The organism is Candidatus Accumulibacter sp. ACC005 (assembly GCF_907163215.1).
GTDB lineage: Bacteria > Pseudomonadota > Gammaproteobacteria > Burkholderiales > Rhodocyclaceae > Accumulibacter > Accumulibacter regalis.
In genome coordinates this window covers 218,624-231,696 of record NZ_CAJQUB010000004.1, presented here as the reverse complement: position 1 = coordinate 231,696, position 13,073 = coordinate 218,624, and the positions used below count along the sequence as shown (strand labels likewise).

General features: G+C 63.4%; 13 protein-coding genes. 6 read left to right on the top strand and 7 right to left on the bottom strand.

Features of this window, described 5'->3' with window-relative positions; translation table 11 throughout:
- Window positions 1–19 precede the first annotated feature (19 nt).
- Window positions 20–907, top strand: coding sequence for a branched-chain amino acid ABC transporter permease (locus QZ613_RS03980; protein ID WP_043563451.1), 888 nt, complete (start codon window positions 20–22; stop codon window positions 905–907).
- Complete coding sequence (locus tag QZ613_RS03975) at window positions 904–1,836, top strand: branched-chain amino acid ABC transporter permease (RefSeq protein ID WP_043563452.1); 933 nt, start codon at window positions 904–906, stop codon at window positions 1,834–1,836. Before QZ613_RS03980 ends, QZ613_RS03975 begins: the two co-directional genes overlap by 4 nt.
- A gap of 84 nt (window positions 1,837–1,920) precedes the next feature.
- On the opposite strand, the gene QZ613_RS03970 is transcribed toward QZ613_RS03975, so the two are convergent.
- Window positions 1,921–2,424 (bottom strand): dual specificity protein phosphatase family protein, encoded by a 504-nt coding sequence (locus QZ613_RS03970; RefSeq protein WP_043563453.1) that lies wholly within the window; start codon window positions 2,422–2,424, stop codon window positions 1,921–1,923.
- A 139-nt stretch (window positions 2,425–2,563) separates the two neighbouring features.
- On the opposite strand from QZ613_RS03970, the gene QZ613_RS03965 reads away from it, so the two are divergent.
- The 3 genes from QZ613_RS03965 (at window position 2,564) to QZ613_RS03955 (ending at window position 5,302) form a co-directional block, all read left to right on the top strand.
- Entirely contained in the window at window positions 2,564–3,718 is a 1,155-nt protein-coding gene (locus tag QZ613_RS03965; RefSeq protein WP_291863028.1) for a PQQ-dependent sugar dehydrogenase, read from the top strand.
- A gap of 59 nt (window positions 3,719–3,777) precedes the next feature.
- Window positions 3,778–4,224, top strand: a complete 447-nt coding sequence (locus tag QZ613_RS03960) for a YkgJ family cysteine cluster protein (protein WP_291863046.1) — start codon at window positions 3,778–3,780, stop codon at window positions 4,222–4,224.
- A 409-nt stretch (window positions 4,225–4,633) separates the two neighbouring features.
- Window positions 4,634–5,302, top strand: a complete 669-nt coding sequence (locus tag QZ613_RS03955) for a protein-L-isoaspartate(D-aspartate) O-methyltransferase (RefSeq protein ID WP_291981582.1) — start codon at window positions 4,634–4,636, stop codon at window positions 5,300–5,302.
- 196 nt (window positions 5,303–5,498) lie between these two features.
- Here the strand turns inward: QZ613_RS03955 and phaC are convergent, their stop codons facing one another.
- The 6 genes from phaC to QZ613_RS03925 all read right to left on the bottom strand — a co-directional run bounded on the left by phaC (window position 5,499) and on the right by QZ613_RS03925 (window position 10,838).
- The gene (phaC, locus tag QZ613_RS03950) at window positions 5,499–6,605 is read right to left on the bottom strand and encodes a class III poly(R)-hydroxyalkanoic acid synthase subunit PhaC (protein WP_043563457.1); all 1,107 of its coding nucleotides are present in this window, start codon (window positions 6,603–6,605) and stop codon (window positions 5,499–5,501) included.
- A 66-nt stretch (window positions 6,606–6,671) separates the two neighbouring features.
- On the bottom strand, window positions 6,672–7,742 hold the full coding sequence (locus QZ613_RS03945; protein WP_291863024.1) for a poly(R)-hydroxyalkanoic acid synthase subunit PhaE: 1,071 nt from the start codon (window positions 7,740–7,742) through the stop codon (window positions 6,672–6,674).
- A 142-nt stretch (window positions 7,743–7,884) separates the two neighbouring features.
- On the bottom strand, window positions 7,885–8,304 hold the full coding sequence (locus QZ613_RS03940; RefSeq protein WP_043563464.1) for a MaoC family dehydratase: 420 nt from the start codon (window positions 8,302–8,304) through the stop codon (window positions 7,885–7,887).
- 10 nt (window positions 8,305–8,314) lie between these two features.
- Window positions 8,315–8,755: a MaoC family dehydratase N-terminal domain-containing protein gene (locus tag QZ613_RS03935; protein WP_043563467.1), complete on the bottom strand. Its 441-nt coding sequence runs from the start codon at window positions 8,753–8,755 to the stop codon at window positions 8,315–8,317.
- A 67-nt stretch (window positions 8,756–8,822) separates the two neighbouring features.
- Entirely contained in the window at window positions 8,823–10,004 is a 1,182-nt protein-coding gene (locus QZ613_RS03930; protein WP_043563469.1) for an acetyl-CoA C-acyltransferase, read from the bottom strand.
- Between the two features lie 66 nt (window positions 10,005–10,070).
- Window positions 10,071–10,838 (bottom strand): 3-hydroxyacyl-CoA dehydrogenase, encoded by a 768-nt coding sequence (locus QZ613_RS03925; RefSeq protein ID WP_042332477.1) that lies wholly within the window; start codon window positions 10,836–10,838, stop codon window positions 10,071–10,073.
- Between the two features lie 519 nt (window positions 10,839–11,357).
- On the opposite strand from QZ613_RS03925, the gene QZ613_RS03920 reads away from it, so the two are divergent.
- Complete coding sequence (locus QZ613_RS03920; protein ID WP_291981580.1) at window positions 11,358–12,890, top strand: PLP-dependent aminotransferase family protein; 1,533 nt, start codon at window positions 11,358–11,360, stop codon at window positions 12,888–12,890.
- Window positions 12,891–13,073 lie beyond the last annotated feature (183 nt).

Sequence of the window (13,073 nt, the reverse complement as noted above, 5' to 3'; positions counted from 1 at the left end):
GCCGACGTGACGACAAGCGATGAGCGAAATCTTCGGTATCCCCGTGCAAGCGTTGATGGCCCAGCTGATGCTGGGTCTGGTCAATGGCTCGTTCTATGCCGTGCTCAGCCTCGGCCTGGCGGTGATCTTCGGCATGCTGAACATCATCAACTTCGCCCACGGCGCCCTGTACATGATGGGTGCCTTCCTGGCCTGGATGGGGCTCGAGTACCTCGGCATCGGCTACTGGCCGACGCTACTCCTGGCACCGCTGGCGGTCGGCGTGTTCGGTATCATCGTCGAGCGCGGCATGCTGCGCTGGCTGTACAAGCTCGATCATCTTTACGGACTGCTGCTGACCTTCGGCCTGGCGCTGGTCATCGAGGGCTTCTTTACCAACGCCTATGGCGTCTCCGGACAACCATACTCGATACCCGCGCAACTGTCGGGGGGCTTCAACCTGGGCTTCATGTTCCTGCCCTACTATCGCGGCTGGGTAATTGTCGCCTCGCTCGTGGTTTGCTTCGCCACCTGGTTCGGAATCGAGAAAACGCGCCTGGGAGCCTATCTGCGTGCGGCCACCGAGAATCCGCAACTGACCCAGGCCTTCGGCATCAACGTGCCAATGATGGTCATGCTGACCTACGGCTTCGGCGCCGCCCTGGCCGGCTTTGCCGGCGTGCTGGCGGCACCGGTCATCCAGGTCAGCCCCTTGATGGGATCGCACCTGATCATTACCGTCTTCGCGGTGGTGGTGATCGGTGGCATGGGCTCTATCCTGGGGTCCATCCTCACCGGCCTGGGCCTCGGGGTAATCGAGGGGATAACCAATCTGCTCTACCCGGCGGCGTCGAACACGGTGGTCTTCGTCATCATGGCGATCGTCCTGATGGTACGGCCGGCCGGATTGTTCGGAAAAGAGAAATGAGCAGAAACGCCTTCGCCTACCTGGCGCTCCTGGCCGTGGGGATCGCCTTGCCTTTCTTCGTCTACCCGGTGCTGGTGATGAAGATCCTGTGTTTCGCCCTCTTCGCCTGCGCCTTCAACCTGCTGCTCGGCTATACCGGCCTGCTTTCCTTCGGTCATGCGGCGTTCTTCGGGACGGCCGCCTACGTCGCCGGCTACGCCATCAAGGGCTGGGGATTCCCGACCGAACTGGGCCTGCTGGCCGGCACCGCCGCGTCGGCGCTCCTCGGCTGGGCGGTCGGCAGCCTGGCCATCCGCCGCACGGGCATCTATTTCGCCATGGTGACCCTGGCGCTGGCGCAAATGGTCTATTTCATCTTCCTGCAGGCGCCGTTTACCGGCGGCGAGGACGGTCTCCAGGGAATCCCCAGGGGAACGATCCTCGGGCTGATCAGCCTGTCCGACGACCTCAACCTCTATTACTTCGTACTGGCGATCTTCGTCTTCGCCTTCTGGCTGATCTACCGCACCATCCATTCGCCCTTCGGGCATGTCCTGACCGCCATCCGCGAGAATGAGCCGCGCGCGATATCGCTCGGCTACGACGTGGCGAAGTACAAGCTGCTCGCCTTCGTGCTTTCCGCCGGGCTGTCCGGACTGGCCGGCGCCACCAAGATGCTGGTATTCAAGTTTGCCACGCTCACCGACGCCCACTGGCATGGCTCGGGCGAGGTGGTGCTGATGACCATACTGGGCGGCATGGGCACGGTACTCGGGCCGGTGGTGGGATCAAGCGTGATCGTGACTCTGCAGAACGAGTTGGCCGACAAGGTCGGCTCGCTGGTCACGGTCATCATGGGGGTGATCTTCGTGGTCTGCGTACTGGCCTTCCGTCGCGGCATCGTCGGCGAGGTTTCAGCGCTCTACAAGCGCATGATCGGCGCCCCGTAGAAGCGGTGCGGCGGCCCACCGGAGCGGGGGGTGCCCACCCCCCGGCCCCACCTGCTGCCGCTGCCCTGGCCCTGACGCCCTGGCTTAAGCAGCGACAGGAAGTCGTGCCAGGTAATCCTGATGCGCAGCCAGGCTGAGTGCCTTGGGACGCAACGCCTTGACTGCTGCCAGAGCGTCCTCTTTGGTGTAACCGCGTTCGACGAGGATCTGCGCCGCCATCAGGCCCGTCCGGCCCGAACCGCCCTTGCAATGCACGGCGATCCGCTTGCCAGCGTCGAGCAGACGATGCACCGCCACCCGCTGCGCCTGCCAGGAGGCCGCAAAATCCTCTGCCGGCGCGTGATCGTCCTCGATTGGCAGGTGAAACCATTGCAGCCCGTTTTGCGCGCAGAGCGTCGGCAGATCGGTCACCGCGTTGCTCGCCATTTCGGCCTCCGGCATCAAGGTGATCACGGCGCTGGCGCCGGCGGCCTTGAGTTGCTTGAGCGCGTTCTCGGTATCCAGCTCCTTGCTCCCCGGGCAGGGAGTCAGAATCAGACCGCCAGCAGGCGCTGCCAGGGACAATAGGTCGGACGGATGGGTATGCATGGGGGCACCTGTAGTGGATGGATCGGGCCGCCAAGTCTACCGCGCTTTCCATCCGCGTTGAATGTGCGCCACGGTGGCCCGATACTGCCAAGCTTGCTCGCGTCGATTTTTCGCCGCGTGTCTTTTTCAAGGAATCGCGATGCTGAACAGCCTTTTCCTCCGCTCGCACAATCCGCCTGCACTATCGTCCGTGCTCGCCCTTTGTTGCGCGCTGTACTCGACAAGCGCGGTGGCGCTGCTGTTCGCCAGCGAGCAGCAGCGCTTTCGCGTAACGATCGTCAGCGAAGGTCTCGAACACCCCTGGGGCCTGGCGTTTCTGCCCGACGGGCGGATGCTGGTCAGCGAACGTCCCGGGCGGTTGCGACTGGTGGGCGCTGACGGCCGGGTCGATCCGGATCCGCTGCACGGCTTGCCGCCGATCGCCGCCGTCGGCCAGGGCGGGCTGCTCGACGTCGCGCTGCATCCCGACTATCGCGACAACGGCTGGATCTACCTATCCTACGTGGCCAGCGGACCCGGCGGCTACGGAACCGAGGTTCTCCGGGGCAGGCTCAAGGGCAGGACGCTGGTCGACGTGCAGGTCCTGTTCCGGATGCTGCCAAAGTCGACGCGCGGACAACACTTCGGCTCGCGGCTGGTCTTTGATCGCCAGGGCTACCTGTACATCACCCTCGGCGATCGCGGCGAGCAGCAGCGGGCGCAGCGCCTGGACGATCATGCCGGGTCGGTGATCCGCCTGCACGACGACGGCCGCGTCCCGGCCGACAATCCCTTCCGTGATCATCCCGGCGCTCGTCCAGAGAAGTTCACCCTCGGCAATCGCAACCTGCAGGGTGCTGCGCTACATCCGCAAAGCGGCGAGCTGTGGACCCACGAACATGGACCGCAGGGCGGTGACGAGATCAACATCATCCGCGCGGGAATCAATTACGGCTGGCCGGTAATCACCTTCGGCCGCAACTACGGCACCGGAACGGCGATCGGCGAGGGAACGGCAAAGCCCGGCATGGCGCAGCCGCTGTACCAATGGACGCCGTCGATCGCGCCGTCAGGAATGGCTTTCTACACTGGCGATCGCTTTCCGGCCTGGCGCGGCAACCTCTTCGTCGGCGCCCTGCGCGACCAGATGCTGGTAAGGTTGGAGCTCGACGGTGCGCGCGTGGTCCACGAAGAGCGTCTGCTGGAAGGCGCGATCGGACGCATTCGCGACGTGCGCAACGGACCGGACGGCTTCGTCTATCTGCTCACCGACAGTCCGAAAGGCGTCATTGCGCGACTCGAGCCCGTGCCGTGAATACCGCAAATACCGTGCCCCTGATGCACGCCTCCAGCGACGGGTCCACCGGCAAGCCAGTGTTTCAGGAACTCGATCATGATCCACACGCGGCGGCCACGAGCGACGCCGGTGACTACGACTGCCGCCGCTGCGGCGCCTGCTGCGCCGCTTTTCGCGTCTCGTTCTATTGGGCCGAGGCCGACTCTTTCGGCCTGCCCACGGCTCTCGTCGAGCAGATTGGACCGTGGTACGCGTGCATGGCTGGCAGCAACGATCCCTCGCCGCGCTGTCACGCGCTGGCCGGAGATATCGGCAGCGCTGTGGTCTGCACCGTCTATGCTCAACGCCCCTCGCCGTGCCGCGAAGTTCGGGCAGGCGACCTGCAGTGCGCCCGCGCTCGCCACCGCTACGGACTACCCGCCGTCGTCGCCACCGAGGGCGACGCGATGAGCAACCCGGCCGACATCACCCTGTCAACGGATCAGCACCCCCGTCAGGGAAGCGCGCCCCGCTCGCGAACATGAGCGCTACGGCGGCCCCGCGCAGTGCTCTCCCGGTCATCGACCGATGGCACCCCAAGGACGAAGAACCTATACTTCAGGCGTTGCGGCGAACGCGACTTGCCTAGCTCAGGCGATCACCGCTGGGCGTTCTCTCATGCCACCTGTGGCCAGCGTATGGCCAGTGAAGCTCTGGAGCTGTCGGTGACTACCCTAATTGGGCGCGGTGCGCTTCTCGGCAACGCTGGTGCTGAGCGCCCCGTCCTGCCACCCTCAGCACCGGGAGGCCTCGATGCCAGCATACCCTCGCCCCGCTGCAAACCCCCTTCAGTCTCGCCCGGCAGGATGCGGGCCGGCGCATCGCTCGCGGCAGCAGCGTGTGTGCCGTTTCCTGTCCTTGCTGGTCGGGCTGTGGGCGCCGTTGGGAGGCGCGGTGGCAGCCACTGAGCTTGATTACGCCGCGGCGCGCACGCGCATGGTCGAGCAGCAACTGGCCTCGCCCTGGCGGGGGATAAGCGATCCGGCCGTGCTCAGGGCGATGGCCACGGTACCGCGCCACGAGTTCGTCCCTGCCGAAGTGCAGCCCTACGCCTACGACGACCGACCGTTGCCGATCGGCTACGCGCAGACGATCTCGCAACCCTACGTGGTTGCCTTCATGACCGAAAAGCTGCAGCCGAAAAACACCGACCGGGTCCTGGAAATCGGCACCGGCTCGGGTTATCAGGCGGCCATCCTGTCGGCACTGGTGAACGAGGTCTACAGCATCGAGATCGTCGAACCGCTGGCCCGCCGCGCGCAGGGTGACCTTGCCCGCCTCGGTTACGACGACGTCAGGCTGCGCCACGGGGACGGCTACAAGGGCTGGCCGGAAGCGGCGCCTTTCGACGCGATCATCGTCACCTGCGCGCCCGATCATGTGCCGCAGCCGCTGATCGACCAGCTGCGCGACGGTGGGCGGATGATCATCCCGGTCGGCGAGCGCAACGATCAGATGCTCTACCTGCTGAAGAAACGCGGCGCCGAATTGCAGCGCGAGGCCGTTCTGCCGGTCCGCTTCGTGCCGATGACCGGCGCCGCAGACGCGAACTTCGGGCGCTGATTGGCGAAACCCGGACAAGGCCGTGCATAGGGACGCAGACAGCGGACGGTAGCGCTGTGCGGACAGGCGAGGGAAGCTGGGGGAAGTGGTGGGAGGAGCGCGGCAAGCCGCGCTCCTCCTTCTGCAGACTGCTCCGACTCGCCTGGCGGCCAGTCGGACTACGCCACGCCGTTGCCGACGCGAACGGCTACGCGACTCAGGCGCTGTGGTCGCGCAACCACTTGCCAACCGTCGGCGCCAGCACCTTCTGTGCCAGGCCACCGGTATAGATGCCGATGTGGCCGGTGGCGATCGGGACTTCGGTGTAATCCTTGCTGCCCACGTGCTTGCCGAGGGCGACCGTGCACGGAGGCGGCACGATATGGTCTTTCTCGGCGAAGACGTTGAGGATCGGAATCGTCAGGTTCTTGAGATCGACCTTGCGACCGCCGACTTCGAGCGTACCCTTGACCAGTTTGTTGCCCTTGAGGAAGTCGCGGACGAATTCCTTGAACATCTGACCACCGGCGTCCGGGCCACCAAACAGCCATTTTTCCATGCGCAGGAAATTCTGCAGCGCCTGACGATCGTCGAGGATATCGATCACGTCGGCATACTTGCCAAAGTTCAGGATGAACGGCGAAGCCATCATGAACGACTCGTTGAGCACCGTCGCGGGCACGTTGCCGTGCACGGCAACCAGCTGCTCGACGTCCGCTTCACCGCCCATGGTAAACATCAGGCCTTCGTGCGGCTTGTGATTCGCCTTGTAGGCGTCGAAGTCGATCGGCGTCACGGTCAGGACCAGATGGCTGATCTTGTCCGGATTCAGGGTCGCGTAGGTGGTCGACATGGCGCCACCCTGGCAGATTCCGAGCAGGGCGATTTTGTCGACACCATGGTGCTGGCGAACGAAATCAACGGTTTCGTCGAGGTAGCCGTTGATGTAATCGTCCATGTTGCGGTACTTGTCCACCGGACGCGGGTAGCCCCAGTTGTTCAGGTAGACGTCGATACCTTCGTTCAACAGATTGCGCACCAGAGAACGATCGGGTTGCAGGTCGGCCACTTCGTAGCCGTTGATCAGCGGCGGCACGATGAGCAGCGGCGTCTTCATGACCTTCGCCTGCTCGACCAGCGCGTGGTAGTGGTACACCTCGATTCCGTCCTGCTCGAAGACGATGTCCTTCGGCGTGCTGCCGATATCGATGTCGTCGTCGGTGAGGTTGGTGAGGTTGCTCACGCCTTTGGTGAGCTTGGCGTTCAGGGCTGCGGATTCAGCCGCGACGTCGGCGGGAAGAATCTGAATGGGGAATGAAAACATAGGGATAGCTTCCTCCTAAAGGTCTATTAGCTTGTCAGCCGAATCAACAAGATGCGGGCGCTCTGCTTACTCGCTCTTGGCACGACGCGCCGCCGTGGTACGGGCGGCAGGCTTGGGTGCTGCGGCGGACGCAGGAAGCAAGGCCTTCTTGAGAGCACGCACTTCTCTCTTGAGATCGTGGATCACCTGGTAGGCCTGGTCGATCTCGGTACGCGTCGGGATGTCGAACTTCGTCAGGAGGTCCTCGACGACGGCACGCTGGGTGAGCGTGAAGCGCTGCTGGGCCTTGGTGAACTCGTTCTGCGTGTCGAGGAATTCCTGCTTGTTGAAGGTCACCAGCAGCGATTTGTCGGCAGTGCGATACCAGAGGCGCATGAGGTCGCGAACAGCGGTGATCTTCTCACCCTTGGCGGCCAGCTTGCCCAGTTCGTCCACGGTTGCCTCGACGGCCTTGGCCAGTGCCTCGGCGAAGGCCTGGTGAAACGCGAGACTGGTCTTGCGCAGGTCAACGCCGGCGTCGACCATGCGCAACAGCTTGGCGTTCTTCTCACGCGATGCACCGAAGAGCGGAATTTCTCCGAGACCTCCGAGCGCGCTAGCCTCGCCTTCCATCGACAGCAGGCGATTGATTCCGGCGGTGCCACCGAGCATCGCCTCGCCAACGTGACCGGTCGAGGCAGCCTGCATCAGGAAGGTCATCCAGGGACCCATGGCGCCCGGCAAGTCCTTGCTCATCGTCTGGCCGAGATCGCCGAGGTGCGAACCCATACCCATGCTGCGCTGCAGCATGGCGGTCGATTCCTTGGCCCAGTTTTCGGCAAAGCCCTTGAGGTCGGGACGCCAGTCCTTGCTCGCCTCGAGGTTCGGCGCGACGATTTTCATCGACCGGAAAAAGAAATCCATGACCCGGTTCATTGACGCCTGGCTGCTGGTCATGCGATCCATCAACACGCGCGCTGCATCATTGGTACCCTTGCTCGCCGCTTCGACGCCTTTTTTTGCGGCTTCGACGGGACCCTGGTTGCTGCCTGGGAGATTCTGCAGCAGCCCGGACCAGTCGCTCCACATGCGCTTCTGCATATCAGCCCAAGCGTTGACGACGCCGCCTAGTTGCTCATTCGGATTATTACTTTCCACTCGTTTGATCTCCTTCCAGTGTGTCGGACACGCCTACCGAAACGCCAGGCAGATGCCCATCGGTAGACAAGGTGCTCTACAACTAAACAGCGGCCGTCCGAAGACGGCCGCGATCATGCAGTCGTACTGGCAACTTGCGTTGTCACGCCAGCGCCACCACCGCATCTGCCTTGTGCTTGGCCTCGCCCTGCTCGTTGGCGCAGGTCAACTCGAGACGCACACATTTCTCGCCGTTCTGCTCCAGTTTCTCGACCACTTTTCCCGTACAGACCATGCTTTCGCCGACCCAGGTGATCGCCGTGAAGCGTACCCCGAAGCTGCGGATCGCCTCCTGCGGCACCCATTGCGTCAACAGGCGGCCGAGGTAGGCCATACCCAGCATGCCATGCGCGAAGACATCCTTCATCCCCTTCGAGCGGACATAGTCCTGGTCGAGGTGCAGTGGATGGTGATCGCCCGAGCCGGTCGCGTACAGCGCCAGAGTAAGACGCGACACCGGCTCCGTCGTGAACGAAGGAATCTCGTCACCCACGTTGATTGCCTCAAAATTCGGTATTGTCATCGCCTTTCCCCTATGCCCTGATGACGATCACGGTGCGCAGATCGCACACCGCTTCGCCCTGCCGGCTGACCTTGACATCCTTGACAATGAACTGCAGAGCGCCGTTCTTCTTGTCGTAGATATCGGTCACCTGTCCGTCAAAATCCAGCGTATCGCCGGCATAGACCGGCTTGTGGTACGTGAAAATCTGTTCGCCGTGCAACATCTTCCCGAAGTCACAGCCCATGGCAGCGATGTAGTCGAAGGGCTCATCCTTGTCCATGTCCATGCAGAAGAAGAAGGTCGGCGGCACCAGAACGCCGGGCAGTCCTGCCTTCGCGGCAGCCGCCTCATCGAAGTAGATCGGGTTTGTCTCTCCCGTCGCCTTGGCGAACCACTTCAGTTGCCACGCCGTCGGAGTAACCGAGTGTGGCGGCACTTTCATGCCGATGTGTTTCTTGTCAATCAACATCTGCTTCACTCCTCGCCCACCCCGCAAGCTGACCTGAGCGGGGTGGGAATTCTCGTTGGCGACTCGATCAGAGAACTTCGATGGCAATCGCTGTTGCTTCACCACCACCGGCACAAAGACCGGCGATACCGCGCTTGAGGCCACGCGCCTTGAGCGCGTAGAGCAAGGTCACCAGGATGCGCGAACCGGTCGCCCCGATCGGATGGCCGAGGGCGCAGGCGCCGCCATTGACATTGACCTTGTTGCGCGGCAGCTTCAGGTCGCGCATCGACGCCATGGTCACCGCCGCGAAGGCTTCGTTGATCTCCCAGAGGTCAACGTCCTCGGTCTGCCAGCCAACTTTCTTGAGCAGGTTCTGGAACGCAAACACCGGCGCCGTGGTGAACCATGACGGCTCGTGCGCAAAGGTCGAATGGCCGACGATACGTGCCAGCGGCGTGATGCCGGCGGCCTTGGCATCCGATTCACGCATCATCACGAACGCGGCTGCGCCGTCGGAAATCGACGACGAGTTGGCTGGCGTGACGGCCCCGTCCTTTTTGAACACCGGCTTCAGCTTCGAGATCTTCGATGCATCGCACTTCATCGGGGTTTCGTCGAGTTCAACCACGGTGTCACCCTTGCGGGTGCTGACCGTAACCGGCGCGATTTCGTCCTTGAAGACGCCGCTGGTGACGGCATTCTGCGCCAGGGTCACCGATTCGACGGCAAAGGCGTCCATCTCTTCACGCGTGAACGCGTACTTGTCGACGCACAGTTCGGCAAACACGCCCATCGGCTTGCCCTTCTCGTACGCATCCTCGAGACCGTCGAGGAACATGTGGTCGTGCAGCACACCGTTGCCCAGCCGGTAGCCCGAACGAGCGGTGGTCAGGACGTGCGGTGCGTTGGTCATCGACTCCATACCGCCGGCAATGGCGATATTGACCGAGCCGGCAAGCAGTTCGTCGTGCGCGATCATGACCGTTTTTTGCGCCGAGCTGCACATCTTGGTCAGCGTGGTGCACGGTACCGACGTCGGGAGACCGGCGCCGAGAACGGCCTGGCGCGCCGGCGCCTGCCGCACACCGGCCATCAGGCAGCAGCCCATCAGCGCTTCGTCGATATCCTCGACCTTGACGCCCGACTGCGCGACGGCGGCCTTGATCGCCACGGCGCCGAGTTCCGGCGCACTGACTGACGAAAACTGGCCCTGGAAAGAACCGACCGGGGTACGCTTGGCGCCCACGATGACAACTGATTCACTCATGTAACACTCCTTTCATGCAATAGGGATTGGCGGCATCGACCGCTCGAAGTTCGCGTCTGGCCGTAATTACTTCGGAGCCATGCGGATGGAACCGTCTATGCGGATCACTTCGCCATTCAGGTACGAGTTCTCGCAGATGTGCTGAACGAGAGCGGCGTATTCGGCCGGCTTGCCGAGGCGCGAGGGGAACGGAACCATCTGGCCCAGGGAGTCCTGAGCGGCTTGCGGCAGACCCTTGAGCATCGGCGTCTCGAAAATGCCTGGAGCGATGCACATCACCCGGATGCCGTGCGCGGCCAGTTCACGCGCCACCGGCAGCGTCAAGCCAGCCACCGCGGCCTTCGAAGAGGCATAGGCGGCCTGACCGATCTGGCCATCGAAAGCGGCAACCGAAGCGGTATTGACGATCACGCCGCGCTCGCCCTTGTCGTTCGGCTCGTTCTTGCTCATCGCATCGGCCGCCAGGCGAATCATGTTGAAAGTGCCGACCAGATTGATGCTCACCACGCGCGCGAAGGTCGCCAGATCATGCGGGCCGTTGCGGCCAAGTACTTTCTTGGGGGGGGCAACGCCGGCACAGTTAACCAGGCCATGCAGCCCGCCGAATTCCTTGACCGCGGTTTCGATGGCGGCAGTTGCGCTCGCCTCATCGGTCACGTCGGTCTTCACGAAGCGCGCGCTGGCGCCCAGCTGCGCCGCCTGCGCCTCGCCGGCAGCGGCGTCGATGTCGACGATCACCACTTTGCCGCCAGCACTGACCAAGTTGCTGGCCGTTTCCGCGCCAAGTCCCGAACCTGCTCCCGTTACCACAAACACACTACCGTTGATTTGCATTTTTACCCCCAAAAAAATATCGCGACATCACGCGATGTCGCGCTACTGGTCCATGCCGACGTCGATCGTTGCGACCCGACATCGGCACAGAAAAATTCAGCCACCCGCTGACCCGAGGTCGTCCTGGTGACACGAGTGCCGTTGCGCAGGAAGTGCTGCCCTGTATCGAGAAGGCCGTCTGGCGACCCGCCCTCGCCCGCTGCGTCCACTGTTCGGTTCTTCGCTGTCCGGTAGCGGCGGCGAGCAACTCTGGCATTGTCGAATGCCGAGTGCTACCGAGTCAAGCACTGCTCCGGACAGACGCCGGATTTCATGATCGAGAATACTTCGCGTCGCTACCGCCGTGCGCTGGCCACCCCTCGGCCACAAGGCGAAGCTCGCCGCCGGCGCCAGATCATATGGCGACGAGCCCGCGCCGCCACACGGGCCAACGCGCAGTTGATGACAAGCTGCTAATTGGTCATAATATCCGGCGCTTTTCCCCGTCATTCAGAAAACCAATTCCCGCCCGGGAGACCCATGGAACAAGGCTTGATCGCAGAACTGCTGTTGCAGTACGTCGACCGTCAGGCGCCGACCGTAAAGCTGCGCGTGCGCGTGTACCTCGCGCTACGGAACGCGATCATGGACCGCAGCCTGTCTCCCGGCACCAAGCTGCCGTCGACCAGAATCCTGGCCCAGGAACTCGGCATGGGCCGCAATACGGTCGTGCGGGCCTACGAACAACTGCTCGTGGAAGGCTATCTCGAAGGCCGCATCGGTGACGGCACCTACGTCTCCGAGGCCGTCTCCAGCGGACTGAAAGCGCCGGCCCAGAAGCGTCCGCTGGACACCGGTCGGCACACGCTGTCGCGCCGAGGCAAGGCGGTTGCCGCCAGCGTCACCAGCAGCATCGTCCAGCGCGGTGCCTTCATGCCGGGAATTCCGGACGTCGACCTATTTCCGTTCAGCATCTGGCGCCGCCTGCTCGCCAAGTACCTGCGCGTCGAGCAGTCGCACCTGCTCAATTACTCGCACACCGCCTACGGCCCGCTGAGAGTGGCCCTGGCCAACTACCTGCGCGTAACACGCATGATGCACGTCGATCCGAAGCAGGTGGTGATCGTCAATGGTTCCCACCAGGCGATCGACCTCTGTGCGCGCATGCTCGCCGACCACGGCGAGCGGGCATGGATCGAGGATCCCGGTTACTGGGGAGCGCGCAACGTCCTTGCCGCCGCCGGCCTGCAGGTGACGCCGATCGCGGTCGACGAGAAAGGCATTGCTCCGACGATCGAGGATTGGTCACTGCCGCCGCGCCTGATCTTCACCTCGCCGTCGAGCCAGTATCCCACCGGTACCGTGCTCTCTCTCGAGCGCCGCCTGCAACTGCTGGAACGTGCCGACATTGCCGACTCGTGGCTCATCGAGGACGATTACGACAACGAACTTCGCTACCACGAACGACCGCTCGCTTCCCTGTTCGGGCTTTCCGACAAGCAGCGGGTGATCTATCTGGGAACGCTGAGCAAGGTGATGTTCCCCGGCATGCGCCTCGCCTACCTGGTCGTTCCCGAGGGACTGATCGACGCCTTCGTCACCGGTAATTCTGAGCTTCATCGTGGCGGACGGCTGCCGGAGCAGGCGGCCCTTGCCGAATTCATCGACGAAGGCTACTTCACCTCGCACATCAAGCGCATGCGCGGCATCTACGCCGAGCGGCGCGACGCCTTGAAGGAAACGATGAGCGCCCGCCTCGGCGGCGCCGTTGCACCGTCGGGAGGTCATGGTGGCCTGCAATTGCTCTATCGCTTCTGCCAACCGGTGGACGACGAAAGGGTCGCCGCCGAGGCCCTGGCCGAAGGCATCATCTGCCGCCCGCTGTCGATGTATTACCTCGACCAGGAACGACGCCAACCGGGACTGAACCTGGGTTTTGCCGCCGTCCCGGTGGAACGTATCGCGCCGGCCGCGGCGACGCTGGCAGCGATCATCGAGCGCAATCTGACGCGCTCCCGCCAGGCGACGGCGGGCCAAGAACCGCCGGTGATCAGCAGTGCCCATTGCGGCTAGCCGCCGCTACGCATGGGTTCGGCACGCCCTCCGACCACCCATTCGAGGGGCAGCAGCGTGATGCCGCGAAGAGCGTCAGGATGGCGGCCACCGCGTCGCCGTGGCAGGGTGGGCTGCCCGGGGCCGGCTCGAAACGGCGTGCGGGGACGGTTCGGCACCTGTATCGCCTCACCGGGATCCCTT

Coding starts and splice junctions, on each gene's coding strand:
- QZ613_RS03980 (WP_043563451.1), top strand. CDS start 20: ATGAGCGAAATCTTCGGTATCCCCGTGCAAGCGTTGATGGCCCAGCTG.
- QZ613_RS03975 (WP_043563452.1), top strand. CDS start 904: ATGAGCAGAAACGCCTTCGCCTACCTGGCGCTCCTGGCCGTGGGGATC.
- QZ613_RS03970 (WP_043563453.1), bottom strand. CDS start 2,424: ATGCATACCCATCCGTCCGACCTATTGTCCCTGGCAGCGCCTGCTGGC.
- QZ613_RS03965 (WP_291863028.1), top strand. CDS start 2,564: ATGCTGAACAGCCTTTTCCTCCGCTCGCACAATCCGCCTGCACTATCG.
- phaC (WP_043563457.1), bottom strand. CDS start 6,605: ATGTTTTCATTCCCCATTCAGATTCTTCCCGCCGACGTCGCGGCTGAA.
- QZ613_RS03940 (WP_043563464.1), bottom strand. CDS start 8,304: ATGACAATACCGAATTTTGAGGCAATCAACGTGGGTGACGAGATTCCT.
- QZ613_RS03935 (WP_043563467.1), bottom strand. CDS start 8,755: ATGTTGATTGACAAGAAACACATCGGCATGAAAGTGCCGCCACACTCG.
- QZ613_RS03930 (WP_043563469.1), bottom strand. CDS start 10,004: ATGAGTGAATCAGTTGTCATCGTGGGCGCCAAGCGTACCCCGGTCGGT.
- QZ613_RS03925 (WP_042332477.1), bottom strand. CDS start 10,838: ATGCAAATCAACGGTAGTGTGTTTGTGGTAACGGGAGCAGGTTCGGGA.
- QZ613_RS03920 (WP_291981580.1), top strand. CDS start 11,358: ATGGAACAAGGCTTGATCGCAGAACTGCTGTTGCAGTACGTCGACCGT.